Origin of the sequence: Streptomyces sp. NPDC096079 (assembly GCF_040303145.1) — a bacterium.
Taxonomy (GTDB): domain Bacteria; phylum Actinomycetota; class Actinomycetes; order Streptomycetales; family Streptomycetaceae; genus Streptomyces.
In genome coordinates this window covers 113,234-139,222 of record NZ_JBEOST010000001.1, presented here as the reverse complement: position 1 = coordinate 139,222, position 25,989 = coordinate 113,234, and the positions used below count along the sequence as shown (strand labels likewise).

27 protein-coding genes are annotated in these 25,989 nt (G+C 73.7%); 19 read left to right on the top strand and 8 right to left on the bottom strand.

Going from position 1 to position 25,989, the window contains the following annotated elements; all coding sequences use genetic code 11:
- The first annotated feature begins 6 nt into the window (after positions 1-6).
- From ABTY59_RS00655 to ABTY59_RS00645, 3 genes are all read left to right on the top strand, one after another.
- On the top strand, positions 7-990 hold the full coding sequence (locus tag ABTY59_RS00655) for an ABC transporter ATP-binding protein (protein ID WP_352016722.1): 984 nt from the start codon (positions 7-9) through the stop codon (positions 988-990).
- Entirely contained in the window at positions 983-2,254 is a 1,272-nt protein-coding gene (locus tag ABTY59_RS00650; RefSeq protein WP_352016721.1) for an ABC transporter ATP-binding protein, read from the top strand. The genes ABTY59_RS00655 and ABTY59_RS00650 overlap by 8 nt, the downstream gene beginning before the upstream one ends.
- 174 nt (positions 2,255-2,428) lie before the next feature.
- Positions 2,429-3,367 (top strand): hypothetical protein, encoded by a 939-nt coding sequence (locus ABTY59_RS00645; RefSeq protein ID WP_352016720.1) that lies wholly within the window; start codon positions 2,429-2,431, stop codon positions 3,365-3,367.
- 1 nt (position 3,368) lies between these two features.
- On the opposite strand, the gene ABTY59_RS00640 is transcribed toward ABTY59_RS00645, so the two are convergent.
- Complete coding sequence (locus ABTY59_RS00640; RefSeq protein WP_352016719.1) at positions 3,369-5,528, bottom strand: S9 family peptidase; 2,160 nt, start codon at positions 5,526-5,528, stop codon at positions 3,369-3,371.
- A 177-nt stretch (positions 5,529-5,705) separates the two neighbouring features.
- Here ABTY59_RS00640 and ABTY59_RS00635 point away from each other — a divergent pair, with 177 nt between their 5' ends.
- The 4 genes from ABTY59_RS00635 to ABTY59_RS00620 all read left to right on the top strand — a co-directional run bounded on the left by ABTY59_RS00635 (position 5,706) and on the right by ABTY59_RS00620 (position 9,556).
- Complete coding sequence (locus ABTY59_RS00635) at positions 5,706-5,900, top strand: hypothetical protein (RefSeq protein WP_053640878.1); 195 nt, start codon at positions 5,706-5,708, stop codon at positions 5,898-5,900.
- A gap of 34 nt (positions 5,901-5,934) precedes the next feature.
- Entirely contained in the window at positions 5,935-6,825 is an 891-nt protein-coding gene (gene mshB, locus ABTY59_RS00630; protein WP_352016718.1) for an N-acetyl-1-D-myo-inositol-2-amino-2-deoxy-alpha-D-glucopyranoside deacetylase, read from the top strand.
- On the top strand, positions 6,822-7,187 hold the full coding sequence (locus ABTY59_RS00625) for a DUF6113 family protein (RefSeq protein ID WP_352016717.1): 366 nt from the start codon (positions 6,822-6,824) through the stop codon (positions 7,185-7,187). Before mshB ends, ABTY59_RS00625 begins: the two co-directional genes overlap by 4 nt.
- A gap of 176 nt (positions 7,188-7,363) precedes the next feature.
- Complete coding sequence (locus tag ABTY59_RS00620) at positions 7,364-9,556, top strand: peptidoglycan binding domain-containing protein (protein ID WP_502995318.1); 2,193 nt, start codon at positions 7,364-7,366, stop codon at positions 9,554-9,556.
- A 93-nt stretch (positions 9,557-9,649) separates the two neighbouring features.
- Here ABTY59_RS00620 and ABTY59_RS00615 read toward each other — a convergent pair whose 3' ends face one another.
- Complete coding sequence (locus tag ABTY59_RS00615; protein WP_352016715.1) at positions 9,650-10,507, bottom strand: transglutaminase family protein; 858 nt, start codon at positions 10,505-10,507, stop codon at positions 9,650-9,652.
- Positions 10,492-11,502, bottom strand: a complete 1,011-nt coding sequence (locus ABTY59_RS00610; protein WP_352016714.1) for a GNAT family N-acetyltransferase — start codon at positions 11,500-11,502, stop codon at positions 10,492-10,494. Before ABTY59_RS00610 ends, ABTY59_RS00615 begins: the two co-directional genes overlap by 16 nt.
- Positions 11,503-11,614: 112 nt before the next feature.
- On the opposite strand from ABTY59_RS00610, the gene fdxA reads away from it, so the two are divergent.
- Entirely contained in the window at positions 11,615-11,935 is a 321-nt protein-coding gene (gene fdxA / locus ABTY59_RS00605) for a ferredoxin (protein ID WP_015035968.1), read from the top strand.
- Positions 11,936-12,020: 85 nt separating this feature from the next.
- Positions 12,021-13,115, top strand: coding sequence for a bifunctional succinyldiaminopimelate transaminase/glutamate-prephenate aminotransferase (locus ABTY59_RS00600; RefSeq protein WP_352016713.1), 1,095 nt, complete (start codon positions 12,021-12,023; stop codon positions 13,113-13,115).
- Positions 13,116-13,186: 71 nt separating this feature from the next.
- Here the strand turns inward: ABTY59_RS00600 and ABTY59_RS00595 are convergent, their stop codons facing one another.
- Together ABTY59_RS00595 and ABTY59_RS00590 are read right to left on the bottom strand one after the other, a co-directional pair.
- Positions 13,187-13,648 carry an ATP-binding protein gene (locus ABTY59_RS00595; protein ID WP_352016712.1) on the bottom strand — a complete coding sequence of 154 codons (462 nt, stop codon included), beginning with the start codon at positions 13,646-13,648 and terminating at the stop codon, positions 13,187-13,189.
- Between the two features lie 303 nt (positions 13,649-13,951).
- Positions 13,952-14,887: a hypothetical protein gene (locus ABTY59_RS00590; RefSeq protein ID WP_352016711.1), complete on the bottom strand. Its 936-nt coding sequence runs from the start codon at positions 14,885-14,887 to the stop codon at positions 13,952-13,954.
- 29 nt (positions 14,888-14,916) lie between these two features.
- Here ABTY59_RS00590 and dapE point away from each other — a divergent pair, with 29 nt between their 5' ends.
- Together dapE and ABTY59_RS00580 are read left to right on the top strand one after the other, a co-directional pair.
- Complete coding sequence (dapE, locus tag ABTY59_RS00585; protein ID WP_352016710.1) at positions 14,917-16,011, top strand: succinyl-diaminopimelate desuccinylase; 1,095 nt, start codon at positions 14,917-14,919, stop codon at positions 16,009-16,011.
- 84 nt (positions 16,012-16,095) lie between these two features.
- The gene (locus tag ABTY59_RS00580; protein ID WP_352016709.1) at positions 16,096-16,845 is read left to right on the top strand and encodes an LOG family protein; all 750 of its coding nucleotides are present in this window, start codon (positions 16,096-16,098) and stop codon (positions 16,843-16,845) included.
- A 52-nt stretch (positions 16,846-16,897) separates the two neighbouring features.
- Here ABTY59_RS00580 and folP read toward each other — a convergent pair whose 3' ends face one another.
- On the bottom strand, positions 16,898-17,758 hold the full coding sequence (gene folP, locus ABTY59_RS00575; RefSeq protein ID WP_352016708.1) for a dihydropteroate synthase: 861 nt from the start codon (positions 17,756-17,758) through the stop codon (positions 16,898-16,900).
- A 102-nt stretch (positions 17,759-17,860) separates the two neighbouring features.
- Here folP and ABTY59_RS00570 point away from each other — a divergent pair, with 102 nt between their 5' ends.
- Both ABTY59_RS00570 and ABTY59_RS00565 read left to right on the top strand, forming a co-directional pair.
- The gene (locus ABTY59_RS00570; RefSeq protein WP_352016707.1) at positions 17,861-18,193 is read left to right on the top strand and encodes a hypothetical protein; all 333 of its coding nucleotides are present in this window, start codon (positions 17,861-17,863) and stop codon (positions 18,191-18,193) included.
- Positions 18,190-18,774, top strand: a complete 585-nt coding sequence (locus ABTY59_RS00565) for a DNA-3-methyladenine glycosylase I (protein WP_352016706.1) — start codon at positions 18,190-18,192, stop codon at positions 18,772-18,774. Before ABTY59_RS00570 ends, ABTY59_RS00565 begins: the two co-directional genes overlap by 4 nt.
- A 25-nt stretch (positions 18,775-18,799) precedes the next feature.
- Here ABTY59_RS00565 and chcB read toward each other — a convergent pair whose 3' ends face one another.
- Positions 18,800-19,603, bottom strand: a complete 804-nt coding sequence (gene chcB, locus ABTY59_RS00560; protein WP_352016705.1) for a 2-cyclohexenylcarbonyl CoA isomerase — start codon at positions 19,601-19,603, stop codon at positions 18,800-18,802.
- A 334-nt stretch (positions 19,604-19,937) separates the two neighbouring features.
- Between chcB and ABTY59_RS00555 the strand changes: the two genes are divergently transcribed.
- Entirely contained in the window at positions 19,938-20,105 is a 168-nt protein-coding gene (locus ABTY59_RS00555; protein ID WP_009997451.1) for a DUF3117 domain-containing protein, read from the top strand.
- Positions 20,106-20,240: 135 nt separating this feature from the next.
- On the opposite strand, the gene ABTY59_RS00550 is transcribed toward ABTY59_RS00555, so the two are convergent.
- Positions 20,241-20,906: an O-methyltransferase gene (locus ABTY59_RS00550; RefSeq protein WP_352016704.1), complete on the bottom strand. Its 666-nt coding sequence runs from the start codon at positions 20,904-20,906 to the stop codon at positions 20,241-20,243.
- 142 nt (positions 20,907-21,048) lie between these two features.
- Here ABTY59_RS00550 and sigE point away from each other — a divergent pair, with 142 nt between their 5' ends.
- The 5 genes from sigE to ABTY59_RS00525 all read left to right on the top strand — a co-directional run bounded on the left by sigE (position 21,049) and on the right by ABTY59_RS00525 (position 25,953).
- Entirely contained in the window at positions 21,049-21,807 is a 759-nt protein-coding gene (gene sigE, locus ABTY59_RS00545; protein WP_078908486.1) for an RNA polymerase sigma factor SigE, read from the top strand.
- Positions 21,804-22,745 carry an anti-sigma factor family protein gene (locus tag ABTY59_RS00540; RefSeq protein WP_352016703.1) on the top strand — a complete coding sequence of 314 codons (942 nt, stop codon included), beginning with the start codon at positions 21,804-21,806 and terminating at the stop codon, positions 22,743-22,745. The genes sigE and ABTY59_RS00540 overlap by 4 nt, the downstream gene beginning before the upstream one ends.
- Before the next feature lie 76 nt (positions 22,746-22,821).
- Complete coding sequence (locus ABTY59_RS00535; RefSeq protein WP_352016702.1) at positions 22,822-24,732, top strand: S1C family serine protease; 1,911 nt, start codon at positions 22,822-22,824, stop codon at positions 24,730-24,732.
- 91 nt (positions 24,733-24,823) lie between these two features.
- The gene (locus ABTY59_RS00530) at positions 24,824-25,273 is read left to right on the top strand and encodes a sec-independent translocase (RefSeq protein WP_352016701.1); all 450 of its coding nucleotides are present in this window, start codon (positions 24,824-24,826) and stop codon (positions 25,271-25,273) included.
- Positions 25,274-25,347: 74 nt separating this feature from the next.
- The gene (locus tag ABTY59_RS00525) at positions 25,348-25,953 is read left to right on the top strand and encodes a hypothetical protein (protein ID WP_352016700.1); all 606 of its coding nucleotides are present in this window, start codon (positions 25,348-25,350) and stop codon (positions 25,951-25,953) included.
- Positions 25,954-25,989 lie beyond the last annotated feature (36 nt).

Here is a 25,989-nt window from a genome sequence, read left to right as displayed (position 1 = left end):
GGACCCATGCTGCTCGAAGTGCGCGACCTGCACGTGGAGTTCCACACCCGCGACGGGGTGGCCAAGGCGGTCAACGGCGTCAACTACTCCGTCGACGCGGGGGAGACCCTCGCCGTCCTCGGCGAGTCCGGCTCCGGCAAGTCCGTCACCGCCCAGGCCGTCATGGGCATCCTCGACATCCCGCCCGGGAAGATCAGCGCCGGCGAGATCCTCTTCCAGGGCCAGGACCTCCTCAAGCTCAAGGAGGAGGAACGGCGCAAGATCCGCGGCGCCAAGATGGCGATGATCTTCCAGGACGCGCTGTCCTCCCTCAACCCCGTCCTCAGCGTCGGCGACCAGCTCGGCGAGATGTTCCAGGTCCACAAGGGGATGTCCCGCAAGGACGCCAAGGCCAAGGCCATCGAGCTGATGGACCGGGTCCGCATCCCCGCCGCCAAGGAACGCGTCGGCCAGTACCCCCACCAGTTCTCCGGCGGCATGCGCCAGCGCATCATGATCGCGATGGCGCTCGCCCTCGAACCCGAGCTGATCATCGCCGACGAGCCGACCACCGCCCTCGACGTCACCGTCCAGGCCCAGGTCATGGACCTCCTCGCCGAGCTCCAGAGCGAGCTCAACATGGGCCTCATCCTCATCACCCACGACCTCGGCGTCGTCGCCGACGTCGCCGACAAGATCGCCGTGATGTACGCGGGGAAGATCGTCGAACAGGCGCCCGTCCACGAAATCTACAAGGCCCCCGCCCACCCGTACACCCGGGGCCTGCTCGACTCGATCCCGCGCCTGGACCAGAAGGGCCAGGAGCTCTACGCGATCAAGGGCCTGCCGCCCAACCTCCTCGCCATTCCCTCCGGCTGCTCCTTCAACCCGCGCTGTCCGCTCGCCCGGGACCGCTGCCGGACCGACGTACCCCCGCTGTACGACGTGACCGAGTCCCCGGTGCCGCGCACCAGCGCCTGCCACTTCTGGAAGGAGTGCCTCCATGGCTGAGGCGATTCTCGAAGTCCGGGACCTCCACAAGCACTACCCGCTCACCCAGGGCATCCTCTTCAAGAAGCAGGTCGGCGCCGTCAAGGCCGTCGACGGCGTCGACTTCGACCTGGCCGCCGGCGAGACCCTCGGCATCGTCGGCGAATCCGGCTGCGGCAAGTCGACCGTCGCGAAGATGCTGGTCAACCTGGAGCGTCCGACCTCCGGGACCATCCGCTACAAGGGCGAGGACCTCACCAAGCTCTCCCCGCGGGCCCTCAAGGCCGTCCGCCGCAACATCCAGATGGTCTTCCAGGACCCGTACACCTCGCTGAACCCGCGCATGACGGTCGGCGACATCATCGGCGAGCCGTACGAGATCCACCCCGAGGTCGCGCCCAAGGGCGACCGGCGCCGCAAGGTCCAGGACCTCCTCGACGTCGTCGGCCTCAACCCCGAGTACATCAACCGCTATCCGCACCAGTTCTCCGGCGGCCAGCGCCAGCGCATCGGCATCGCCCGCGGCCTCGCCCTCCAGCCGGAGATCATCGTCGCCGACGAGCCGGTCTCCGCGCTCGACGTGTCCGTCCAGGCGCAGGTCGTCAACCTCCTGGACAACCTCCAGTCCGAGTTCTCCCTGTCGTACGTCTTCATCGCCCACGACCTGTCGATCGTGCGGCACATCTCCGACCGCGTCGGCGTCATGTACCTCGGCCGGATCGTCGAGATCGGCACGGACGCCCAGATCTACGACCACCCCACCCACCCCTACACCCAGGCGCTGCTCTCCGCCGTCCCCGTCCCCGACCCCGAGGCGCGCGCCCACCGCGAGCGGATCATCCTCACCGGCGACGTCCCCTCCCCGGCGAACATCCCGTCCGGCTGCCGCTTCCGCACCCGCTGCTGGAAGGCCCAGGAACGCTGCGAACTGGAGGTCCCGCTGCTCGCCGTCCCGGCCGTCTTCCGCCTCACGGACAGCCCCGCGAAACACGACTCGGCCTGCCACTTCGCGGAGGAGAAGCAGGTGGTGCCGCCGGAGGACGGCGGGGAGGCGCCCGGGGCGCAGCCCGGTGCGGGCCCAGGGGAGACGCCCGGTGCGGGCCCGGGGGAGGGCTCAGGGGAGACGCCCGGTGCGGGCCCGGGGGAGGGCTCAGGGGAGACGCCCGGTGCGGGCCCAGGGGAGGGCTCAGGGGAGACGCCCGGTGCGGGCCCAGGGGAGGGCTCAGGGGAGACGCCCGGTGCGGGCCCGGGGAAGGGCCCAGGGGAGGCGCCCAAGTCGCTTTAACCCGCGGGCAACCCGGCGGAATCGGTTCCGATATACGGGCGCGGGAGCGTGGCTCCGTACGGCCGTGCGGGTGCCGTGAGCCGGCCGGGACGCATCACGCGTCCCGGCCGGCGCCATGAGCCGTTCATGCGGAACCGCTTGTTTCGGTCGGTCGCGACCGTGAGTATCGGGGCCGTGACTGTGACACGCCCGGCACGTCTCACGGGCGCCGCGCTCTGCGCCGCGCTCGCCCTCATCGCCGCCGTGTGGATCCTCAAGGACCTCGCCGCACTCGGATCGCCCGCCGACCTCGCGTGGTACTGGGCCGGGGACCACCACTTCCTGATCCGGGGACGCTCCACCACCTCCCTGATCGACCCCGTCCTCCTCGCCGTCTACGCCGCCGCCGTCGTCGCGGCCCTCCGCTCACGGCACGCGGCCTCCGCCCTCGCCGCCGCCGGCGCGGTCACCCTCGCCCTGCGCCTCCCCGGACTCTGGGCGCCCGGAACCGGCACCCTCGTCACCGCCCTCCTCGAACTGGCCCTCGCCGCCGGCCTCGTCCTCACCGCCGCCGTCGGCCGCCGCCCGGCGGACACCCCGCACGAGCGGGAGCCGGGCCGGCCCCGTACCGGCCCCGCGATCGCCGCCGGGGTCCTCCTCGCGCTCGCCGCGCTCGGCGTGACCCTGTGGGAGCTGTACTGGGCCGGCGAACTGCCCCTGGAGATCACCGTCGACCGCTTCACCGGCGGCCGCTCCGTCGTCAAACCGGCCCTCGCGCCCCCGCCCGGCTGGCTGTCGGCGATCGCCGTCGGGCTGTACGGAACAGCCGCCGTCTCCTGCCTCTTACGGGCCCGCCACGGCCGGGCCTTCGGGCTCCTCGCCGCCGTGCTGCTGACGGCCGGCGGCCTCGGCGGGGTCGCCCGCGCCGTCCGGTACGAGACCCTCGTCCGCCTCGGCGAGCTCGCCACCCCGGACGCGGTCGACGTCCTCACCAGCGCCTTCGAACTGCTCGCCGGCCTCACGGTGCTCGTGCTCCTGGCCGGGCGCGGCGCCCCCGCCGCCGCGCCCGGACCGTACCCGGCGGCCGGGGTGCCGTCCCCGGCCCCGCCGCGCCGCCGGCCGCCGGGCTGGTGACTCACCGGGCGAGACCGAGCGCCCGCCGCAGGAAGTCGACCTGGAGCAGCAGCAGGTTCTCCGCCACCTGCTCCTGCGGGGTCATGTGCGTCACCCCGGACAGCGGCAGCACCTCGTGCGGCCGGCCCGCCGCGAGCAGCGCCGACGAGAGCCGCAGCGCGTGCCCCACCACCACGTTGTCGTCCGCCAGACCGTGCACGATCATCATCGGCCGGGCCGGCTCCTCCGGGGCGGAGAGACCGTCGTCGGTCAGCAGCGACTGCGCCGCGTACACCTCGGGGTCGTCCTGCGGGGTGCCGAGGTACCGCTCGGTGTAGTGCGTGTCGTACAGCCGCCAGTCCGTCACCGGCGCCCCGACCACGGCCGCCCGGAAGACGTCGGGCCGCTGGAGCACCGCCCGCGCCGCCAGGTATCCGCCGTACGACCAGCCGCGGACGGCCACCCGGTCCAGATCGAGCGGATACCGGCCGGCGAGGCCCCGGAGCGCCTCCACCTGGTCGTCGAGCGTCGGCGTCAGGTCGCGCAGCAGCGACTTCTCCCAGGCGGGGGAGCGGCCCGGCATGCCCCGCCCGTCGGCCACGACCACCGCGAAGCCCTGGTCGGCGAACCACTGCGAGGTCAGGTGCGGGTTGTGCGCGGCGAGCACCCGCTGCCCGTGCGGACCGCCGTACGGATCCATCAGGACCGGCAGCGGCCCGTCGCCCTCCTCGTACCCCGCGGGCAGCAGCACCGCGCACGGGATCCGCCGCGCCCCCGCCTCGGTCAGCCGCACGCGCGCGGAGATCACCGGCCGCTGCGCGTACGAGGCCACCACCGCGACCCGCTCGCCGTCCCGCAGCACCCGCGCCACGCCGCCCGGCTCATCCGGCCGCGTCGACACCAGGACGGTCACCGCGCCCGAGCGCACCGCGCCGTGCACGCCGACGCTCCCCGTCAGCCGCTCGACGCCCCGCCCCGACACCCGGTACACATGGATCTCGCCGGTCTCCGGCTCGGCCGCCGCCTCGCCCGCCGAGGCCGACACCAGGACGTCGTCCGCCCCGATGTCGAGGACCGCCCGGACGTGCAGCTCCGGGCCCGTCCACGCCTCCTCCCCGACGGCCAGGACACGGGCGCCGCCCTCGTCCGTCACCCGGACGAGCCCGCCGTCCGGCCCCCACGCCGGCACCCCGGGGTGCAACTCGACCCACGCCGGGTCCGTCTCCGTCCGTACGGTCGCGGTCCTGCCCGACTCCGGGTCCACCGCGAGGAACGCCTGCTCCCGCTGGTCGCGCGCCTGCACGAGCAGCAGCGGCGCCCCCGCCGCCGACCAGTGCGCCCGCGCGAGGTACGGATACCGCTCCCGGTCCCACACCACCTCCGTGCGCGAGCCGTCCAGGCCCAGGACGAACAGCCGCACCTCGGCGTTGGCGGTGCCCGCCGCCGGATACCCCACCGACTGCGGCTCCCGCCCCGGGTGCGCCGGGTCCGCGATCCACCAGCGCCCCACCGCCCGGTCGTCCGCGCGCGCCGCCAGCAGCCGGTCCGAGGCGGGCGACCACCAGAACCCGCGCTCCCGGCCCATCTCCTCCGAGGCGATGAATTCGGCCAATCCGTAGGAGACGTGCCCGCCCTCGGGGCCGGCCAGCTCCCGGTCGCCCGTACCGTCCGCGCCCACCACCCGCAGGGCGCCCTCCGTCACGTACGCCACGAACCGTCCGTCCGGCGAAGGGCGGGGGTCGATCACCGGGCCCGGCACCGGCAGCTCCCGCGCCGTCCCCGCCCGCAGCTCCGCCGTGAACAGCCGCCCCGACAGCGCGAACGCCGCCAACTCCACGGCCCCGTCCACCGCGTAGGCCACGATCCCCGCCGAGCCCTCACGGCTCCGCTCCCGGCGCGCCCGCTCCTGCGGCGACAACTCCTCCTCCGCGCCCGCCAGCAGCGCCACCGGGTCGGCGGCGACCCGCTCCACGGGCTCGCCGTCCCGGGGCAGGTCGAGCACCCACAGCCGGTGCGAGCGGTCCGTCCCGGACCCGGATCTGACGAACGCCACGCGCTCCCCGTCCGGGGAGACCGAGAAACCGCGCGGGACCCCCAGGGTGAACCGCTGCGTACGGGCGTACTGGCGGGGGAAGGAGAGCCCGGCCGAGGGTGTGGCCGGCTGCTGCGAAGACAAGGTCATGCGGCTGAAACTAGCGCTGTGCGCCCCCCTCGTGCCTCCGTCCGCCGATCGATGCGGCCGCACGGATAGTTATGATCCGTAGCGCTAGGTGGGTATGCATCGGACTGGCATGCCCTCTGGCACATGCTGATCGACCGAACCGATCGAATATCCGACCGAAGGTGGAGGTGAACCGCCGTGGCACTCTCGATCTCCGTGGTGGTGCTGCTGGCGATCGTCGTCTTCCTGCTGATCCGGAAATCCGGACTGAAGGCTGGACATGCGGCGATCTGTGCGCTCCTGGGCTTCTACCTGGCGAGCTCCTCCATCGCCCCCTCCATCAGCACCCTCACCACGAACGTGGCGGGCATGATCGGCGGCCTCAAGTTCTGACGCCACCGGCCGGCTGACCTCGTAGGGTGGGGGCATGTCCGATCTCCCCGCCCGCCGTCTGCTGCTGGTGCACGCGCACCCGGACGACGAGTCGATCAACAACGGCGCGACCATGGCCAGGTACGCGGCCGAGGGCGCCCTCGTCACCCTCGTCACCTGCACCCTCGGCGAGGAGGGCGAGGTCATCCCGCCCGATCTCGCGCACCTGGCCCCCGACCGGGAGGACCGGCTCGGCCCGCACCGCGTCGGCGAACTCGCCGCCGCGATGACCGAGCTGGGCGTGACCGACCACCGCTTCCTCGGTGGCCCCGGGCGTTTCCGCGACTCCGGGATGATGGGCGCCGAGCAGAACAAGCGTGCCCACGCCTTCTGGAACACCGACGTCGACACCGCCGCGCCCCACCTCGTCGAGGTGATCCGCGAGACCCGCCCGCAGGTCCTGATCACCTACGACCCCGACGGCGGCTACGGCCACCCCGACCACATCCAGGCCCACCGGGTCGCCACCCGCGCCGCCGAACTCGCCGCCGACCCGGACTACCGCACCGACCTCGGACCGGCCCACACGATCGCCAAGATCTACTGGAACCGCGTCCCGCGCCCCGTCGCCGAGGCCGCCTTCGCCCGGCTCCGCGCCGAGGGCTCCGTCTTCCCGGCCGTCGCGGAGATCGACGACGTCCCCGGCGTCGTCGACGAGGACCGGATCACCGCCGAGATCGCCGCCGATCCCGCGTACACGGCCCGCAAGAGCGCCGCGATGGCCGCGCACGCCACCCAAGTCGCCGTCGACGGTCCCTTCTTCGCCCTCTCCAACGACCTGGGCCAGCCGATCTTCACCACCGAGTACTACGAACTCGTCCAGGGCGCCTCGGGCGCCCCGGAGGGCGAGCGCGAGACGGACCTCTTCGCGGGGGTGACGGGGTGAGCGACACCGCGGTCCCCCCGGGCGTCCGGTACGCCGCGTACGCCGTCCTGCTCGTCCTCGGCGCCCTCGTCGGCGTCGCGGGCTCCCTGGTCCAAGCCGCCTGGTTCCCCGGCGGCTTGCTCCTCGCGCTCCTCGCCACCGCCGGACTCTTCTACGGAGGCCTGCGTGCCACCGGCACCCAGGTCGGCGTCGCCTCCGCCGGCGGAGGCTGGCTCGTCGCCGTCATCCTGCTGAGTCTCGGACGCCCCGAGGGCGACGGCGTGTTCGGCGGAGGCGGCGGCGAGCTGCTCTTCCTCTTCGGAGGCATGGCGCTCGCTGTGATGTGCGCCACGCTGCCCCGGCTGCCGCGACCGGCCCCGTGAACAGGACGACTTGATACCGGGGACGTCCTGACTTCGGCCGGATTGCCCGTCGTCCGTGGCCCAGGGGTCGGGTATGAGTCGGCGGCGTTCAGTATGGTGGTGCGCGCCGCCGAACCGCCCGGGTCATCACGAGCATCAGCAAGAGCGGGCGGTGGAGCCAACCGGGAGATCCTGCTTTGAGTCGTGAAACTGGTCGAGAGACTGACACTTCGTCCTCCGGCGCCCAGGGGCGCGGTGGAGCCGCCTACCCCTCGGGTACCCCGCCGTACGGATCCCGCCAGTATCCGTCGCTCCACCCCACGCAGGACGCGCCGGAGGAGCCCGCCGCGTCCGCGCCGCCGGAGGAGCCCAAGACCGAGACGACGCTGACGACCCGGATCCGGATCAACATCCCGGGTTCGCGTCCGATTCCGCCCGTCGTGGTCCGCAAGACGGTCAACGAGGCGTCCGCGTCGAACTCCGAGCCGGAGCCCGCCGCCCCGGCCGCGGCCGTCGTCGCGGAGCCCGAGCCCGAGCCGGTGGCCCCGGAGCCGCAGCGGGCCGAGGCGGCGCCTCAGGGCCCGTCGGCCGCTGCGGGCCCGTCCGGCCCGTCGGCTCCGTCGGCTCCTCAGGCTCCCCAGGCGAAGGAGACGAGCGACTGGTTCGCCCCGCGCAAGCCGTCGGCCCCCAGCCCCAGCCCCGCCCCCGCGCCCGCCCCGGCGCCGGCCGCCAAGCAGGCGCCCGCGCTCCCCGGACCGGACGCCCCGGGCACCGGCTTCGCGGGCTCGGCGACCTCCGGCGTCCCGACGGTCGGCACGACCCCGTCGAGCCGTCCGGTCACGGCCTCCGCCCCGACCCCGCCGGGCAACCCGCTGTACGACAGCGGCACCCCGTCGGGCGGCACCCCGATGTACGACGGCACCCCGTCGGGCGGCACCCCGAGGTACGAGGGAACGCCGGCCGCGGGCACGCCGCGGTACGACGGGACGCCCGCCGCGGGCACCCCGATGTACGACGGCACCCCGGCCTCCGGCACGCCGGCCTACCGCGGCCCGGGCGGCCCGAAGGCGCCGACCGGCCCCACCACGGGCCCGGTCACCGGCACCGCCTCCCTCGGCGGCGCCACCACCGCCCCCCGCCCGTTCGGGGCCGGCCAGGGCGTGGGCTCCCCGTTCGCCGCCGACGGCGGCGGCGCGCCCCGCATGTCCGACGACACCGCGATCCTGACGCCGCAGCAGCCCGCCCCGGTGCCGGGGTCCGGTCCCGCAGCGGCGGCCGGCGACGGCGGGCACATCTCCGGGGACACGCTCACCAGCGGCATCCCCGTGGTCCCGCCGACGGCGGCCCGCCCGAACCTGACCCCGCGCATCGAGGAGCGGCCGGCCCCGGCCCCCGCCCCGGCGCCGCGCCAGGCGCCGGCGGCAGGCCGGGCCCCGGCGAAGAAGGGCCGCTCCAAGCTGGTGCTCGTCGCGGCCGGGGTCTTCGGCCTCGCGGGCGTCGCGTACGGCGCCGGGCTGCTCCTCAACCACTCCGACGTCCCCAAGGGCACCACGGTGCTCGGGGTGGACATCGGCGGCGGTACGAAGGAGGAGGCCGTCAACAAGCTGGACGCGGCGCTCGGCAAGCGGGCGACCACACCGCTCCAGCTCGACGTCGGCGGCAAGAAGGTCCAGCTGGCACCGGACAAGGCGGGTCTGAAGCTCGACGCCCAGGAGACCGTCCGCGCGGCGGCGGGCAGCGACTACAACCCGATGTCGGTCATCGGCTCCCTCTTCGGCCAGGAGCGGGTCGCGAACCCGGTGTTCCCGGTCGACAAGGAGAAGCTCGCCGTGGCCCTGACGGACCTGGCGGGTTCCTCGGCCTCGGCGAGCGAGGGCACGATCGTCTTCGCCCCGAACAAGGTGACCCCGGTCGAGGGCAAGCCGGGCAAGGGCCTCGACGTCCAGCGCTCGATGATCTCCGTCCAGGACGCCTTCCGCGCCCAGGTGGAGACCGGTCGGAACACTCTGGTCGAGCTGCCGGTCACCACGCTCCGGCCGACGGTCACCAAGGCCGAGCTGGACCGGGCGATGAAGGAGTTCGCGACGCCCGCCATGTCCGGTCTGATCAGGATCCAGGCGGGCGGCAGGCACATCGACTTCGGCCCGGCCCGGTCGCTGCCGCAGATCCTCTCGATGAAGGCCGTCGACGGCCGTCTGATCGAGGTCTACGACAAGAAGGCGATCGAGCGGCTCCTGGACGGCGCGTTCGACGGCGTCATGATCACCAAGGGTGACGGCAGCAAGCACCAGGTCTCCGCTGACGACGTGGCCTTCGTGATGCGCGACGCCCTGAAGGGCAAGAACCTCGCGGAGCGCACGAAGACCATCGACCTCACGGGACAGGGCTGACCGCACCTGCCCACCCGCGCGAGCCCCCGCCCCTCCGGGACGGGGGCTCGCGCGTGCCGCCTCCCCCGGTTCGCGTCCGGTCACCCCGTCCGTCTAGTTGAGCAGCGCCCGCGCCGCCTGGGCCCGCCGGCGGATCATCGTGGCCGATTCCGGGTCCACCGCGTCCATCACCTGGGCGTACGCCTCCATCTCCACCGCGCCCGTGAGGAACTCGCCGCGCTGGACGAGCAGTTCGGCCCTCTCGTAGCGGAGTCTCGCCGGGTGCGAGGGGAGCAGCAGGGCGAGTTCCACCGCCCACAGCGCCACGTCGGAGCGTTCGGGGCGGGGGGCCGCCCAGGCGCGGATGTTGTTGAGGATCCGCAGGGCGATCGCGCCGGGCTCGGCGGGGCGGAGCATCGAGCGGTCGAGCGCCTCGCCCGTCGCGCTCGCCACCAGGAGTTCGGCGTCCGCGCCCGTCATGGCCCGTCCGCCCGCGAACGGGTCGGCGAGGTCCAGGTCGGCCGGGTCGCCGAAGCCGACGACGAAGTGACCGGGCAGCCCGAGGCCGTACACGGGGGCGCCGGCCCGGCGGGCGACCTCCATCCAGACCACGGAGAGCAGGATGGGCAGGCCCCGGCGGCGCCGGAGCACCTCGTGGAGGAGCGAGGACTCCAGGCGCTGGTAATCGGCGGGCACGCCCTCGAAGCCCTCGTGGCGGCCGAGGAGCGCGGCGAGTTCGGCGGCCCAGTCGCCGGTGATCCGGGTCGCGTACGGGACGAGTCCGGCGAGGCGGTCGAGTTCGATCTCGGCCTCGTCGAGGTCGTGCCGGGTGAATCCGGGATCGGCCACCGCGCCGATCAGCAGGCAGAGCCGGGCGAGGTCGGGCCGCTCGGCCCGGGCCTCCTCGGCGAACTCCCGCCGCCAGTCGTGCGCGTCGACCGGTGGTTCGTCCTCGCTCACGCCTCCGCCCATCGGTAGTGGTGGTAGTGGTGGTGCGGAGCGAAGCCCATCCCGTCGTAGAGCGTCCGCGCGCCGTCGTTGTCCGCCTCGACCTGGAGCCAGGCCGCCGAGGCGCCCTCGTCGAGCGCCTGTCGGGCGAGCGCGGTCATGACGGCCGTCGCCAGGCCCTGGCGCCGCCTGTCGGGGTCGACCTCGACCGCCATGAAGCCGGCCCAGCGGCCGTCGACCACACAGCGTCCGATCGCCGCCGGTGTCCCTCCCGTGCCCGCGACGGACGCGAACCACACACGGGGGCCGGACGCGAGGACGGAGCGGACCGTGGGGCTCGCCGGCCCGTCGCCGGAGAAGCGCTGGTAGCGGCGCAGCCACGGCTCGTCGACCGTCCGGGAGAGGCGTACGGCGGAGACGTCGGCGTCCAGGTCGCCGATCGGGGCGAGCGCCGCGATCCGTACCTCGGCGGACACCTCGCGCCGCCAGCCGTGCCGGTCGAGGTCGGCGCAGAGGAGTTCCTGGGTGCCCTCGGCTCCGGTGGACGTCTGGATGTACGCGGGCAGATTCCGGGCCGCGTACCACGCGCGCACGTGCGTCAGGGCCTCGGCGACGGGCATGCCCGGGTCGCCGAGCGGAAGAGCGGAGTTGGCGCGGCGGGTGAAGCCGTCGGCCGCCCGCAGGGTCCACTCGCCGAGGGCCTCGCTCTCGACCGGCTGCCACGCGCGCGCGGTGGCGCGGGCGAGCTCCGGGAAGGTGGCGGCGGGGCCGCGCCGGCGGGCCGGGGCGGCCGGCACGACCTTGCCCGCGGCCAGCGCGGATTCCGCGATCCGGACGCTCTCACCGCTCTTTCGTGTGATCAGCAGCACACCGGTGTCCCATGATGTGAGAACCCCGACCGCGTCGGTGAACCTCGCGCCCGCTTCCGCCGAGTCCGTCACGTACCGAACGGAGACACGTTTTCCCACGTCAGCGCTGGTAATTCGGACCTCAAGGCGCCCTCCGCCGGTGATTTCCACAGCTTCTCCGCCCCTCCTGTTCGGATCGCCCCCAAGAACGGAGATACTAGGTGCGGGCATCGACGACGCCGCGCTCCCGCGCAGACCAGCCCTATCGAGGAGGAACGACAGCGTGACCTACGTCATCGCGCAGCCTTGTGTCGACGTCAAGGACAAGGCGTGCATCGAGGAGTGCCCCGTCGACTGCATCTACGAGGGCAAGCGGTCCTTGTACATCCACCCGGACGAATGCGTCGACTGCGGGGCCTGTGAGCCGGTCTGCCCGGTCGAGGCGATCTTCTACGAGGACGACACCCCGGAGGAGTGGAAGGACTACTACAAGGCGAACGTCGAGTTCTTCGACGAGCTCGGTTCGCCCGGTGGCGCCTCCAAGCTCGGCGAGATCGAGCGCGACCACCCCTTCATCGCCGCCCTGCCTCCGCAGAACGGCTGATCGTTCGCCGCCCTCGGTCCCGTACGGCCTCGCCGCTGTACGGGGCCGAAGCGTTTTCCGTACGTACGAGGAAGTGAGCCAACCCGTGAGCGCAGTCTCTTCGCGCCTTCCCGTCTTCCCCTGGGACAAGCTGGAGCCGTACAAGAAGACGGCCCTGGCGCATCCGGACGGAATCGTCGACCTGTCCGTCGGCACGCCCGTGGACCCGGTCCCCGCGCTGATCCAGGAGGCCCTGGTCGCGGCCGCGGACTCGCCGGGCTATCCCACGGTGTGGGGGACGCAGGAGCTGCGGGACGCGCTCACCGGCTGGTGCGAGCGGCGCCTGGGCGCGACCGGCTTCGCCCACGAGAACGTGCTGCCGGTGGTCGGCTCCAAGGAGCTGGTGGCCTGGCTGCCGACGCAGCTGGGGCTCGGCGCCGGTGACGTGGTGGCCTACCCGCGGCTGGCGTACCCGACGTACGAGGTCGGCGCGCGGCTCTGCGGCGCCACGCCCGTCGTCTACGACGACCCGACGGAGCTGGACCCGGCGGGGCTGAAGCTGCTCTGGCTCAACTCCCCGTCCAACCCGACCGGCAAGGTCCTCGCGAAGGACGAGCTGACCCGGATCGTGGCCTGGGCGCGCGAGCACGGCGTCCTCGTCTTCTCCGACGAGTGCTACCTGGAGCTGGGCTGGGAGGCCGATCCGGTCTCGGTGCTGCACCCGGACGTCTGCGGAGGCTCGTACGAGGGCGTCGTCGCGGTCCACTCGCTGTCCAAGCGCTCCAATCTGGCGGGCTACCGGGCGGCGTTCATCGCGGGCGACGCGGCCGTCCTGGGCGAGCTGCTCCAGATCCGCAAGCACGGCGGCATGATGACCGCGGCCCCGGTGCAGGCGGCGACGGTCGCGGCGCTCGGCGACGACGCGCACGTGGCGGAGCAGCGCGAGCGGTACGCGGCCCGGCGGGCGGCGCTGCGGGCGGCCCTGGAGGCGCACGGCTTCCGGATCGAGCACAGCGAGGCGAGCCTCTACCTGTGGGCGACCCGGGACGAGCCCTGCTGGGAGACGGTGGCGTACCTGGCGGAGAAGGGCGTCCTGGTGGCGCCCGGCGACTTCTACGGCGAGGCCGGGGAGCGGTTCGTGCGGGTGGCGTTCACGGCGACGGACGAGCGGGTCGAGGCCGCGGTCAAGCGCCTGGGCTGACGGGCGGAGCGGAACGCGGGAGGGCCCGGGGAGCGTGTGCTCCCCGGGCCCTTCGCGCAGCGTGGTGCTTGTCAGCCGCCGATCGGCAGGCCGCCCAGGGTCTGGCCGGTCGGCAGGCCGCCCAGGCCGCCGCCGAGGGCGCCGCCGGTGGGGGCCTCGGCGCTCTCGGCGGCGGCGCCGGCGGTCTGGCCGACGACCTCGCCCGTGCTGCCGGCCGTCTTGCCGACGACCTCCTGGGCGGCCGGGGTGGCGGTCTTGCCCGCAGTGCCGACGGTCTTGCCGGCGGCGGGGACGGCCGTGCCGACGGCCTTGCTGCCGGTCTCGCCGACCACGCCGGTCGCGGTCTGCGAGGCGCCGTCGAGGGCGCTCCCCGCGCCGGCGGCGTCCAGGGCGGTCACGCCGCCCAGGGCGCCGGTGGGGGCGAGGCCCTGGTCCAGGGCGCTCGCGGAGCCGGCCGCACCGACCACGGGGGCTGCTCCGGCCGCGACGATGAGGGCGGCACGGGCGATCCGGCGGGTCAGGGAGAGGGACATGGTGCTCCTTCGGCGGAGAGGACGATTACGCCGTGACAACCGGCCCTGGGGCGGGGGAGGTTGCGGCGACCGAAGGTAAAGAGTTGGCAATGCGTCGTATTGTCGGGTGGGGAGGAAAACGGACGAACGTGTCATTGCGTGGCGCGCTGCCGAACCGTCACTTCCCTTGTGCCGCAAGGGGTGTGCGGGGCGGGAGTGACACCGGGGGGTGACGGCTCGCGAGCCGCGCGATTTCCTTCCGCCACGAGGCCGGACCATGCCACGACCGGGTGAAGGACCGTACGGATGCCCGGTCCCCGACGGCTACTGCGCGAGCCGCATCCGCACGGAGACGGCGTCCCCGAGCGTGGAAGCCGACCAGCCGCCGCGGGCCTCGCCCGCCCGCCACACCCGGTTCCCGAACGAGACCTCCGTGATGCGCAGCGCGTCCGCCCGCGCCACCGCCCACTGCGCCAGCTCCCAGCCGCGCCGCTCGTCCGAACCGGCTCCCGGCGGGCCCGACGCGCCCGCCGCCCGCACCGGCACCACGAGCACCGTCGGCTCCGAGGCCGAACGCCCCGCGCTCGGACCGCCCGTCACCGCCTTCGGCGCCGCCTTCTCCCCGAAGGCACGGACCAGCTCCCGGCGCACCTGCTCGGGATCGCCCGGCCGGCCCTTCGCCTCGCTCGCCGTGCAGCTCAGCGCCGCGGGGGACCGGCCGGTCAGCGCGGCCGAGAGCAGGGTGGCGTCCGGCTCGTGCTTCGCGTACGCCTGCGGGAAACCGCTCTTCTGCACCTTCTGCGCCGCCACGGTCAGCGGCAGCCGCGAATACCCCGGGACCTTCTCCAGGCCCTCGTAGAACTTCCCCGACGCGTACACCGGGTCCATGATCTGCGCCGGTGTTCCCCAGCCCATCGAGGGCCGCTGCTGGAAGAGGCCGAGGGAGTCCCGGTCGCCGTGCTCGATGTTCCGCAGCGCCGACTCCTGGAGCGCGGTCGCGAGCGCGATCGTCACCGCGCGCTCCGGCAGCCCCCGGGTCGTGCCCACCGCCGAGATCGTCGCCGCGTTGGACGCCTGCTCCGGAGTGAACTCGTAGCGGTTGTCCCCGCTGCCCACGGTGCACCGGGGCGTGCCCGTGCTCCCCGTCATCTGGTGGAAGGCCACGTACGCGGCGAGGCCGAGGAGCGCGGCGAAGGCGGCCGCGGAACGGGCGAGGCGGCCGCGACGGCGGGGGCGGGTGGACTCGGACACGGGGCCCACCGTACTGGAGGCCGCGTTAGGGTCGGCACATGGCTGACATCACCCCGCTCGACGGCGCCCTCGACCTCTCCCGCGACGGGGGCGAGCTCACCGCCGCCCTCGTCGACTTCCCCTCCGTCAGCGGTACCGAGCAGCCGCTCGCGGACGCGATCGAGCAGGCCCTGCGCCTCCTGCCGCACCTCACCGTCGACCGGTACGGCAACAACGTCGTCGCCCGGACGAACCTCGGCCGCGACGAGCGCGTCGTCCTCGCCGGCCACATCGACACCGTGCCGATCGCCGACAACGTCCCCTCGCGCCTCGACGAGAACGGCGTCCTGTGGGGCTGCGGCACCTCCGACATGAAGTCCGGGGTGGCCGTCCAGCTGCGGATCGCCGCCACCGTCCCCGAGCCCAACCGCGACCTCACCTTCGTCTTCTACGACAACGAGGAGGTCGCCGCCGACCTCAACGGCCTCGGGAAGATCGCCGCCGCGCACCCCGACTGGCTGGAAGGCGACTTCGCCGTGCTCCTGGAGCCCTCCGACGCCCAGGTCGAGGGCGGCTGCCAGGGCACCCTGCGCGTCATCCTGCACACCGCCGGTGAGCGCGCCCACTCCGCCCGCTCCTGGATGGGCTCCAACGCCATCCACGCCGCCGCCCCGATCCTCGCGCGCCTCGCCGCCTACGAGCCGCGGAAGCCCGTCATCGACGGCCTCCAGTACCACGAGGGCCTCAACGCCGTACGGATCGAGGGCGGCGTCGCCACCAACGTCATCCCCGACGCCTGCGCCGTCACCGTCAACTACCGGTACGCCCCCGACCGCTCCCCGGCCGAGGCCCTGGCCTACGTCCGCGCCTTCTTCGACGGCTGCGGCATCTCCGAGTTCGTCGTCGACGACGAGAGCCCCGGCGCCCTGCCCGGCCTCTCCCACCCCGCGGCCGAGGCCTTCATGAAGGCGGTCGGCGGCAGCGCGCAGCCCAAGTTCGGCTGGACCGACGTCGCCCGCTTCAGCGCCCTCGGGGTGCCCGCCGTCAACTACGGTCCCGGCGACCCGATCTACGCGCACAAGCGCGACGAGCACGTCCCCGTCGAGCGGATCCACCACTGCGAGGCACGGCTCCGCGACTGGCTGACCGCCTGACTCCCGTAATTTCGCATTTCGTCACCTCTGTGGTCCTACGCTGACCCAACCAGAAGATCGTCGGTTCGACGGAGGGAGCAGGCCATGGGTATCCCCGAAGGGGAGACGAAGCCGGAGGAGCAGCGGCTGGGACCGGTGCTCAGGCGCAGGGACCAGGTCCAGCCGGGCACCACGGACCAGAGGCTGCTCGACACCGAGGGCGACTCGGAATGGGTGCACACCGACCCCTGGCGGGTCATGCGCATCCAGTCCGAGTTCGTCGAGGGCTTCGGCGCCCTCGCCGAACTGCCCAGCGCGATCAGCGTCTTCGGCTCGGCCCGCACGAAGCCGGAGTCGCCGGAGTACGAGGCGGGCGTACGGATCGGCAGGGCGCTCGTCGAGGCCGGGTTCGCGGTCATCACCGGCGGCGGCCCGGGCGCCATGGAGGCGGCCAACAAGGGGGCCAGGGAGGCCAAGGGCGTCTCGGTGGGCCTCGGCATCGAGCTGCCCTTCGAGCAGGGGCTGAACCCGCACGTCGACATCGGCGTGAACTTCCGCTACTTCTTCGTCCGCAAGACGATGTTCGTGAAGTACGCGCAGGGCTTCGTCGTCCTGCCCGGCGGCCTCGGCACCCTCGACGAGCTCTTCGAGGCGCTGACCCTGGTCCAGACCCGCAAGGTCACCCGCTTCCCGATCGTGCTCTTCGGCACGGAGTACTGGAAGGGCCTGGTCGACTGGCTGCGCGACTCGGTCGTCGCGGGCGGCAAGGCCTCCGAGCGCGACCTCCTGCTCTTCCACGTCACGGACGACGTGGAGGAGGCGGTCGCGCTGGTCACGAAGGAGACCGGCAAGTAGGCCCGTCCCTCCCCGGCGGGGGCGCCGGATCCCGGCGCCCCCTTTCCGTCTCCTACGCCAGCCCGCGCCGGGCCACCGCCGGGGCGCGGTGGCCGGCGATGGACGCCACCATGTCCAGGACCTGGCGGGTCTCGGCGACCTCGTGCACCCGGTACACCTGCGCGCCGAGCCACGCGGAGACGGCCGTCGTGGCCAGGGTGCCGAGCACCCGCTCCTTCACCGGCCGGTCCAGCGTCTCGCCCACGAAGTCCTTGTTGGACAGCGACACCAGCACCGGCCACCCCGTCTCCGCCATCTCGCCGAGCCGCCGGGTCGCCTCCAGGCTGTGCCGGGTGTTCTTCCCGAAGTCGTGACCGGGGTCGATCATGATGCCGTCGCGCCGCACGCCGAGCGAGGCCGCGCGCTCCGCGAGCCCCACCGTCACCCGCAGGATGTCGGCCATCACGTCCTCGTACTCCACCCGGTGCGGCCGGGTCCGGGGCTCCGCGCCGCCCGCGTGCGTGCACACCAGGCCCGCGCCGTACTTCGCGGCGACCTCCGCGAGCCGGGGGTCGACGCCGCCCCACGCGTCGTTCAGGACGTCCGCCCCGGCCTCGCAGACCGCCTCGCCGACGTCCGCCCGCCAGGTGTCGACGCTGATCACCACGTCGGGGTGGCGCCTGCGGACCTCGGCGACGAAACCGACCGTGCGCCGCGCCTCCTCCTCGGCCGTCACCTCCTCGCCGGGACCTGCCTTCACCCCGCCGATGTCGATGATCGCCGCGCCCTCCGCCACGGCCTGCTCGACCCGGTCGAGCGCCGGCTCGTCCCGGAAGGTCGCGCCCTGGTCGTAGAAGGAGTCCGGGGTCCGGTTCACGATCGCCATGATCACCGGCTCGTGCGGCCCGAATTCACGCCGTCCCAAGCGCAGCATCCCTTTTGTCCTCCCTCGCGTCCGTTCGCCTGCGACCCTAACCGTCGGTGGCGCATGGCACGATCGGCACGGGACGTTTTCCACTCCGGGGAGAGGCGCGCAGTGTTCTGGTTTCTGCTCATCACGATGGTGGTGGTCGTGGCCGCGGTGACCCTCGCCGTGGTCGGCGGCGGCGACAGCGAGGTGCTGCCCGAGGTGGCGCCCGAGCAGCTCGTCGACCCGCTCCCCACCGCCCGCCCGGTGGACCGCGCCGACGTCGAGGCGCTCCGCCTCCCCGTCGCGCCCCGCGGCTACCGGATGGCCGACGTGGACGACGTCCTCGTCCGGCTCGGCGCCGAGCTCGCCGAGCGCGACGCCCGGATCGCCGAACTGGAGGAGGCGCTCGCCGGCGCCGGCCCGGCCGGGGACGCGGACGCCGGGGGCGGCGAGCGGTGACGGGCGAGGCGATCCCCGGGCCCGACGGGCGGCTGCGCTGCCCCTGGGGCCTGTCGGCCGAGGACTACGTGGCGTACCACGACGAGGAGTGGGGCCGGCCGGTCCACGGCGACGACGCGCTGTTCGAGCGGCTCTGCCTGGAGGCCTTCCAGTCGGGCCTGTCGTGGATCACCATCCTGCGCCGCCGCGAGGGCTTCCGGAAGGCGTTCTCCGGCTTCCGGATCGCCGACGTGGCCCGCTTCGCCGACGCCGACCGCGAGCGGCTCCTCGCCGACGAGGGCATCATCCGCAACCGCGCCAAGGTCGACGCGACCCTGGCCAACGCGAAGCTGCTCGCCGACTGGTCCCCGGGCGAGCTCGACGCGCTGATCTGGTCCCACGCCCCCGACCCGGCGACCCGCCCGGCCCCGCGCACGCTCGCCGAGGTCCCCGCGGTCACCGACGAGTCGACGGCGCTCTCCAAGGCCCTCAAGAAGCGCGGCCTGCGCTTCATCGGCCCCACCACGGCCTACGCCCTGATGCAGGCCTGCGGCCTGGTCGACGACCACCTGGCGGGCTGTGTGGCCCGGGGCGCGCGGTAGTCCGCGGGCCCCGGGCCGACGGGCCTCAGCGGCCCACGTACCGCGGCTTCTCCTTGGCGATGAAGGCGCGGACCGCGATCGTGTGGTCCTCCGAGGCGCCCGCCAGGTTCTGGAGCTCCTCCTCCTTGCCGAGGGCCTCGGTGAGGGAGTGGTCGGCGCCGTAGGCGAGGGACTCCTTGAGGGCCGCGTACGCCACCGTCGGGCCCGCCGCGAGGGTGCGGGCCACCTTCTCCGCCTCGGCGGCCAGCTCGGCGGCCGGGACCAGACGGTTCACGATGCCCAGCTCGTACGCCTCCTGGGCGCCGATCGAGCGCGGGAAGAGCAGCAGGTCGGAGGCGCGGCTCGCGCCGATCAGCCGGGGCAGCGTCCACGACACGCCCGAGTCCGCGGTGAGCGCCACCCCCGCGAACGAGGTGTTGAACGAGGCCGTGTCCGCGACCACCCGGTAGTCCGCCGCGAGCGCGAAGCCGAAGCCGGCCCCGGCGGCGACGCCGTTCACGCCCGCGACGACCGGCTTGCGCATGCCGGTGAGCGCGCGGACGATCGGGTTGTAGTGGTCACGGACCGTGTTCATGGTCTCGCGCGTGCCGGACTCCTGGTCCGCCGTGAGCAGCCCGACGTGCTCCTTCAGGTCCTGGCCCACGCAGAACGCCCGGTCGCCGGCCGCCGTGAGCAGCACCGCCCGCACGGCGGGGTCGGCCGCGGCCGTCTCCGCGGCGTCCCGGAGGGCGACCTTCGTCGCCACGTTCATCGCGTTCATGGCCTCGGGCCGGTTGAGCGTGATGGTGGCGAGCCCGTCGCTCACCTCGTACAGCACCGTGTCGGCCATCAGGATCCCTTCGCCTCATCGCGTGGTTGACCTGCCCAGCATGGCGGAGATCACCGGCGCCGCCCATGTGAGCTGCGTCAAAGAATCGAGGGAGTTCCGAGGGAGATCGGAGGGGGTCCGTCCGACGTCGAGCGGCGAAGTATCGCAGGCCGATCGCCGAATTGTGGGGTTTTGCGGGAGCGCGTTGCACAAGCGATGCCGATCGATGTTGGTCATCGGGTCCTGCCATGCGGGATAATGACCTGGAAGCAATGTGTTCGAAGCCGGTGACGCGTGCTCCACATCAAGGAGCTGCCCGGCTGACGATGAGCTGGTTTCAGGAAGGGGAACAAGCATGGCGGCCATGAAGCCGCGGACGGGTGACGGCCCGCTCGAGGTGACCAAGGAGGGGCGGGGCATCGTCATGCGCGTTCCGCTCGAAGGCGGCGGTCGGCTTGTCGTCGAGCTGACCCCGGACGAGGCCGAGGCACTGGGCGACGCCCTCAAGAAGGTCGTCGGCTGACCCTCTTCTCCATGATTTCCAGCACTGCCCCGGGACGGTCCGCCGCCCCGGGGCAGTGGTGTCTCCGGGGACGGTACGGGGCGGGCCGGGGCCCACGGGGAGAGCAGGGGCGGTACGGGACGGACGGGGGCGCGGTCAGCCCCGGCGCACCGCGCAGAGCAGGCCGTCGCCCACCGGCAGCAGCGACGGGATGAGCTCCTGGCTCTCCCGCACCGCGCGCAGCAGCTCGCGGATCCGCTGCACCTCCGCCGGCTGGGCCCCCGAATCGACCGTGCGGCCGTCCGCGAAGACCCCCTCGAAGCAGACGAGGCCCCCCGGTCGCAGCAGGCGCAACGATTCAGCGAGATAGTCCAGGTACTCGAGACGGTCGCCGTCGCAGAAGACGAGGTCGTACCCGCCGTCCGCGAGCCGCGGCAGCACGTCCAGGGCGCGGCCGGGGATGAAGCGGGCCCGGTTGCCGGCGAAGCCCGCCGCGCGGAACGCCGTCTTGGCGAGCTGCTGGCGCTCCGGCTGGAGGTCCACCGTCGTCAGGACGCCGTCCGGCCGCATCCCGAGCAGCAGGTAGATGCCCGACACGCCCGTGCCCGTGCCGATCTCCGCCACCGCCTTGGCGTCCGCCGTCGCGGCGAGCAGGCGCAGCGCCCCACCGGTGCCCGGCGACACCGAGGGCAGCCCTGCCTCCCGGGCCCGCTCCCGGGCCCAGCGCAGAGCCTCGTCCTCGGCGACGAAGGCGTCGGCGAACGACCAGCTCGTCTGCCGGTTGGCGGTAATGGCCCTCTCCTGTCCCCGTAGTTGACGCAACGGTGACTGTATCCGCTGTGCGCGGGAACCCGCAGATGGGACCGTGCGTTCACCAGGGGAAGGACGCGACAGGAGGCGGCCGGGCGACCCGGCCCCAAATTCGCGTAAAGATTCTTATCCGGAGCTAACGGGCGAGGTGGCTATGGTAGGGGCTCCACTGGACACCACCAGAGCCGACAGGGGAGGTGCGGCTGCGCCTGTGGATCGGGGAGGAGTGCTTCGGCGTCTTCTCAGGTCGGCGGGTGAGCCGAAATCCGTGACCGACACCGCTGACCGTTTCCGCACCACCGACTCCGCTCCCACCACCGCGACCTTCGCATCGGATGCGGAATCGCAGGCGTGGACCCCTCCCACCTGGGAGGAGATCGTCAGCACGCACAGTGGCCGGGTCTACCGCCTCGCCTACCGCCTGACGGGCAACCAGCACGACGCCGAGGACCTCACCCAGGAGGTCTTCGTCCGCGTGTTCCGCTCGCTGTCGACGTACACCCCGGGCACCTTCGAGGGCTGGCTCCACCGCATCACCACCAACCTCTTCCTCGACATGGTCCGCCGCAAGCAGCGCATCCGCTTCGACGCGCTCGCCGACGACGCCGCCGAGCGGCTCCCGAGCCGCGAGCCCTCCCCGCAGCAGGCGTTCAACGACACCCATTTCGACGCCGACGTGCAGCAGGCCCTCGACACCCTCGCGCCGGAGTTCCGCGCGGCCGTCGTGCTCTGCGACATCGAGGGGCTGTCGTACGAGGAGATCGCCGCGACCCTCGGCGTGAAGCTCGGCACCGTCCGCAGCCGCATCCACCGCGGCCGCTCCCACCTGCGCAAGGCCCTCAAGCACCGCTCGCCCGAGGCCCGGGCGGAGCGTGCGCTGGCCTCCGTCGGATGGGAGGCAGGGACAGCGTGAGCGGCACACGTCCCACGTCGCCGACCCCCGCGGAGCACCACCTCGGGGACCGGCTGGCCGCGCTCGTCGACGGCGAGCTCGGCCACGACGCCCGCGAGCGGGTCCTCGCCCACCTCGCGACCTGCGCCCGCTGCAAGGCCGAGGCCGACGCCCAGCGCAGGCTGAAGAGCGTCTTCGCCTCCGCGGCCCCGCCACCGCCGTCCGAGGGCTTCCTCGCCCGGCTGCAGGGCCTCCCCGGGGGACCCGGTGAGCCGGGCGGCCCCGGCGGACCGCGCGGCCCCCTCGACGAGCTCCTCGGCGCGGGCGGAGTGAAGTCCGACGGCTTCGCCACGGCCGCCGTCGTCACCCCGCGCCCCGGCACCCCCGGGACGGGCTTCCGCATCCACGAGGTCGGCTACCGCCCCTCCGGGCCCTCCGGCCGGGGGCGGCGCTTCGCCGTCGCGGCGGCCGGAGCCGTCTCGTTCGCGGCGATCGCCCTCGGCGGCACCCTGCCGCTCGAAGCCTCGGTGAACGCGAGCGCCCGCGGGACCCAGGGCACCGGCACCGCCGTCACCCCGCTGCGCGCCACCACGTCCGGCGCCGGCGCGTCCTCGGGCACGTCGGCCACCGGGCGCGGCACGCGGTCCGGGGAGCGTTCGGGCGCCCGGTCCGTCGACGCAGCCGAGCCGCTCGCCGCGGTGACCCCGGCCGCCGTGCCGCAGGGACCCGTCGCGGCCACGGCCCAGGGCACGGTCCCGTCGGGCGCGGTCCCTCCGGACGCGGTGCGCTCCGCGGCCGCTCCGCTGGTGGCCGTACGGCTCCGGGAGCGGGTCCCGCAGTCGCTGTTCGCGCTCTCGCCGTTCATACGGCCGACGGGTCCGGCGCTCCAGCTGGCCTTCGCCCCCGGGCCCAGCCCGATGGCGAGCCCGACGACCGAGCCGCTCGGCTCCCACCGCTGACCCGCGACCTGGTTGAATCCAGGGGCAGGGGCGCCCGACCCAGGGGCGCGGACGGGTCAGCGGTTGCGGGGAGAGCATGAACAACGGGAAGCCGAACTGGTGGAGCCGGCCTTCGAGCGCACCGGAGGCGGCGCGGATACCCACGCCGTCCCCGGCCGACGAGGGCGGCGACTTCCCCCTGCCCGCACCCCAGCCGCCCCACGAACCGGCCCCGACCACGGCCCCCGCGCAGGCCGCGGTGCCGGCCGGGTCCGCTGAGCCTGCCTCGGCCGCTGAGCCTGCCGCGCCCGCCTCGGCCGCTGAGCCTGCCGCGCCGGACGCGTCGGCCGACCCCGCGGCGCCCGACGGTCCCGCGCCGGCCGCCGTGCCCGCGCAGGGCGGAGAGCCCGCGCCGGTTTCCGTCGCCCCGGCGGCAGCCGCAGGGCCCGAACCGGTCGTCGAGCTGACGAAGTCCGCGCCCGCGCCGGAGGCCGTCGCAGCCCCCGTGCCCGCGCCGGGGCCGGCTCCCGCGCCCGCGCCCCCCGCGCCCGCGCCGGAGGGCGTCGCCGCCCCCGTGCCCGCGCCCGCGCCGGAGCCCGTCGCCGAGGTCGCCCCCGTCCCCCCGGCGGAGCCGGCCCCGCAGCCGTTGCACGCGCCTGACGAGTACCGCACGCCGCCGTACGGCGAGCCGGGGCCGTGGGCGCCCGCGCCGCCCGTACAGCGCCCGCCCGCCTCCGTACCGCCGCAGCAGGCACCTCACCAGCCCCACCCGCAGCCTCAGCCCCACCAGCACCCGCATCCGCAGCCGCAGGGCCCGGCCGCCGCGCCCTGGGTGCAGTACGACCCCTGGGGCGCTCCCGGGACCGGCGTTCCGCCGCTCCCCGCGAAGAAGTCCCGGAAGGGGCTCGCGATCGCGGGCGCGCTCGTCTTCGCCCTGATCACCGGCGTCATCGGCGGCGGGATCGGCGCGTACGTCGAGCGCAACGGCGGACTCACCACCGTCGAGCTGCCGCAGGCCGAGGCCGGGGACACCGACCGCGCCCCCGACAGCGTCGCCGGGATCGCGGCCAGCGCCCTTCCCGGCGTGGTCACCCTGCACGTCACCGGCAGCGGATCGTCCGGCACCGGCACCGGGTTCGTCCTCGACACCAAGGGCCACATCCTCACCAACAACCACGTCGTCGACGGGGCCGGGGCCTCCGGGAGCATCTCGGTGACCTTCTCCAGCGGCGAGACGGCCCGCGCCAAGCTCATCGGCAAGGACACCGGCTACGACCTGGCCGTCGTCCAGGTCACCGGCGTCTCCGGCCTCAAGGCGCTGCCGCTGGGCAACTCCGACAACGTCCGCGTCGGCGACCCCGTCGTCGCCATCGGCGCCCCCTTCGACCTCTCCAACACCGTCACCTCCGGGATCATCAGCGCCAAGGAGCGCCCGATCACGGCCGGCGGGGAGAAGGGCGACGGCAGCGACGTCAGTTACGTGGACGCGCTCCAGACCGACGCCCCCATCAACCCCGGGAACTCCGGCGGCCCGCTGCTCGACTCCAAGGCCCGGGTCATCGGCATCAACAGCGCGATCCGCGCGGCCGGCGGCGGCTCCGGCGAGGGCGAGGGCGGCGCGAGCCAGCCCGGCTCCATCGGTCTCGGCTTCGCGATACCGATCAACCAGGGCAAGCGCGTCGCCGAGGAGCTGATCAACACCGGCAAGGCCACCCACCCCGTCATCGGTGTGAGCCTCGACATGCAGTTCAACGGCGACGGCGCCCGCGTCGGCGAGAAGGGCAAGGACGGCTCCGCCTCCGTCACCGCCGGCGGCCCGGCCGCCCAGGCGGGACTGCGGCCCGGCGACGTCATCACCAAGGTCGACGGCCAGCGCGTGCACAACGGCGAGGAGCTCATCGTGAAGATCCGCGCCCACCGGCCCGGCGACCGGCTGGAGCTCACCCTGACCCGGGACGGCAAAGAGCTGACAAAGACGTTGACGCTCGGCTCCTCGCAGGGCACGTGAGCGCCACGTGGCGGACACCCGGAGGTACCCGTCCGGCAGTTTCGGCGGGTACCGTGGACCGGGCCCTGGACCGGCGTGAAGGAGCTACTAGGTGTTCAGCGACATAGGCGCACTCGAGCTGGTGACGCTCGTGGTCCTCGCCGTGCTCGTCTTCGGGCCGGACAAGCTCCCGAAGGTGATCCAGGACGTCTCGCGGTTCATCCGCAAGGTCCGTGAGTTCTCCGACAGCGCGAAGCAGGACATCCGCAGCGAGCTGGGGCCGGAGTTCAAGGACTTCGAGTTCGAGGACCTCAATCCCAAGACGTTCCTCCGCAAGCAGATGGAGAGCAACGAGGACCTCAAGGAGCTCAAGGAGCTGCGCGGTACGTTCGACCTCAAGAAGGAGATGAACGAGGTCGCCGACGCCGTCCACGGCCGGGAGAGCGCGCCCGCGTCCGCCCCGGCCGCCGTCAACGGCTCCCCGGACCTGCTGAAGAAGCAGGACAAGCGGGACGATCCGGGCGCTCCTGAGCGTCCTCCGTACGACTCCGACGCCACCTGACGACGGCCTGTCACCGAACCGCTCCTCAGCGGTGGCTATCCTCCCTCTGTTGACGGAACGAGGAGGCGGCCGAGATGAAGACGACGAGTCGGGTGGAAGCCGATGGCTTTCTGCGCGCACCCTTCGCCTGGTACGGGCTGGACGAGGCGTTCAGCGGTCCTCGCCGGCTGATGCAGATCGGCACGGCGGCGGACGGCACCGTCCAGCACGGCTCGATGGGGCACGGTGACGAGCCGTCGATAAAGTCCGAGGCCGGCGGCGCCGAGAAGGAGCGCTTCGCCGTCGTCGTGACCGTCGCGGCGAACCCCGTGCGCCGCACCGGCGACGGCACCGGCGTCCTGGACGCCACGACGGTGTCCTCCGCCGCCTGGCTGGCCGGCTCCGGGCTCCTCGCCCACACCTGGCCCGCCTCGCTCGACCACGCGCTGCGGGACCACTGGCTCGACCAGCAGACGGAGACCGCCTTCGAGCTCGCCGACGACCTCGACGGGCCGGCCTGGTCGGCGCTGTCGCTGCCGGTGGACGGGGTGACGGTGCCGTTCCACTACCGGGAGTCCGAGTTCGGCTGGGTCCTCGCCGGCTCCGCCGGGGACGTCCACATCGGTGCGTACGGGCGGGGGATGAGCGCGTACGGGCTCGGCTTCTCGCAGGTGAAGGACCTCGGCGCGTACGGCGCGTAGAAGCGGCGAAGGGCGCCCCCGCACGGGGGCGCCCTT